2 protein-coding genes are annotated in these 1,344 nt (G+C 30.4%); both read right to left on the reverse strand.

Features of this window, described 5'->3' with window-relative positions; genetic code table 11:
* Nucleotides 1-37: 37 nt before the first annotated feature.
* Nucleotides 38-967: an IS3 family transposase gene (locus QVZ41_RS14535; RefSeq protein ID WP_338140810.1), complete on the reverse strand. Its 930-nt coding sequence runs from the start codon at nt 965-967 to the stop codon at nt 38-40.
* Entirely contained in the window at nt 901-1,293 is a 393-nt protein-coding gene (locus QVZ41_RS14540) for a helix-turn-helix domain-containing protein (RefSeq protein WP_302885372.1), read from the reverse strand. The genes QVZ41_RS14535 and QVZ41_RS14540 overlap by 67 nt, the downstream gene beginning before the upstream one ends.
* Between the last annotated feature and the right edge of the window lie 51 nt (nt 1,294-1,344).

The following is a 1,344-nucleotide window of genomic DNA, read 5'->3' on the forward strand; positions in this document are numbered from 1 at the left end:
TGTATCGTCCTGAAATAGGTTGACCTTTTTTGTTTATTTAAAAGGTTAACAATTCCAGTTTGTTTTTATTTCTTCGGTACGATTTGTATTTTATATTTTGATTTAAGTGCACGTGTTTCGGTGTGTGTAAATTAAGACTACAATGTGGACGAAGATTGTTATAAATATCAACCGCTTTTTTGGTGATCGTTTTTGCTAATTTAAGATTTTTTATGACATGTTTTAGGCCATATTCATATTTTAAAGTTCTGTTAATTCTTTCCGCAATTGCATTTTCGTAAGGATCATATTGTTCTGTCATACTCATGATGATTCCATTGTCTTCAGCAAACTTAGTATAGGTAGGATTACAATATTGTAAACCTCTATCAGAGTGATGAATCAATTTTTGATTAGGATACTTTCTGTTTTTAATAGCCATTTTAAGCGCATCTAAGCAGAGTTCAGTTCTCATGTTATTATCTATCTTATATCCCATAATTTGCTTAGAATAAGCATCTGTTACGAGTGCTAGGTATGCATGTCCTTTTTCCGTTTTAATGTATGTGATATCCGTTACCCAAACTTGTTCAGCTCTGGTTGGTACTTTGTCTTTAATTAAGTTCTTGTATTTGTAAAACATGTGTTTAGAATTGGTGGTTACATGATAGTTTTTGTTTCTCTTAATCAGTAGTTTATGATTTTTAAGAAGCGTGAAAAACTTATCTCTTCCCATTTTAATTCCAAGACTTTTGAACTTGTTTTTGAGTTCATGATATAGTTTTTTAGCTCCTAAAAACTGTCCAATTTTTTTACGACACTCCTTTACAAGTTTGATGATAATCTGTTCGTTATGTAGTTGTTTTTGATGATTTTTCAAGCGTTTATAGAAAGCTTGTTTACTAATCCCAAAACATTGAGTTAACCATTTTCTTTTAAACGGTTTTGTTTCTTTTTCTGAATCTCGTCTGCTAATGTTTTGGGTAATGACTTTTTTGACATATCGACTCCTGTAATAAGTTCCATGTCAGCGATGATGTCTTGTTGAAAGTCTTTTACGAATTCAAGTTCAGCAATTTTCTCTTTCAATTTTTTGATTTCGTCCTGTTTACTCATTGCTTTTTTCTTTTGGTCTAAGGTACTATATTTTTTAATCCAATAATCGATAGAAGATCTAGGAACGTTATATTTTTTAGCAGCAAAATTGGTAGAAATTTGACCGTTTTGAATTTGGTCAATGATGAATAATTTGAGTTCAAAACCTACTTTAGTGTATGTTTTTTTTCGACAGTGTTGTTTTTGATTACTTTCCATAAGTGACTAATTATTGATGAATTTTTAGTCAACCTATTTCAGGATTTTACA

The organism is Wenyingzhuangia gilva (assembly GCF_030519655.1).
In the GTDB taxonomy this organism is placed as follows: Bacteria; Bacteroidota; Bacteroidia; order Flavobacteriales; family Flavobacteriaceae; genus Wenyingzhuangia; species Wenyingzhuangia gilva.